Genomic DNA, 383 nt, shown 5'->3' with positions numbered 1-383 from the left:
TCAGTGCCATCACCGGTGTCGGCAGAGAAGGCTGGGCCGTCAGCCGATCAAGTGCTTCCTTGCGCAGCGGGCCGACGACCAGGTCCGTATCCGTCTCCAGAACTCCGGCATAGATACTGCTGAACGTGCTGGCTCCGGTGTCGTGAAGGGTGACGGCAGGAGTCGCCCGTTCGGGGTTGCTCAGGTCCTGGTAGTAGGCCGCCATGAAACCTTCCCTTACCGCCTCGCCCGCACCGGCCAGTGGGCCGCTCAACGGCAGGGCCAAAGCCACGGACTCCGGGCGCAGTTCCGACAGCTCCCGAAGCAGCGCGAGCTCGTCGGGCAGGGGCGACGCTGCGTCATGGTCAGGCCATGCGCGCTGCCAGTTGCGTATGGCCCTGGAT

The 383-nt window shown here is 66.3% G+C and carries 1 protein-coding gene; it reads right to left on the bottom strand.

All coding sequences use genetic code 11. The annotated features are described in order from the left end of the window. Positions 1–383 (bottom strand): penicillin-binding protein activator (locus FY251_RS22240; RefSeq protein ID WP_187367513.1); only part of this gene is annotated, 383 nt, incomplete at both ends.

This window comes from Haloferax sp. KTX1, assembly GCF_902410085.1.
GTDB lineage: Archaea > Halobacteriota > Halobacteria > Halobacteriales > Haloferacaceae > Haloferax > Haloferax massiliensis.
Note: the sequence above shows the minus strand (reverse complement) of the source record. Positions and strands in the feature narration are given on the sequence as shown.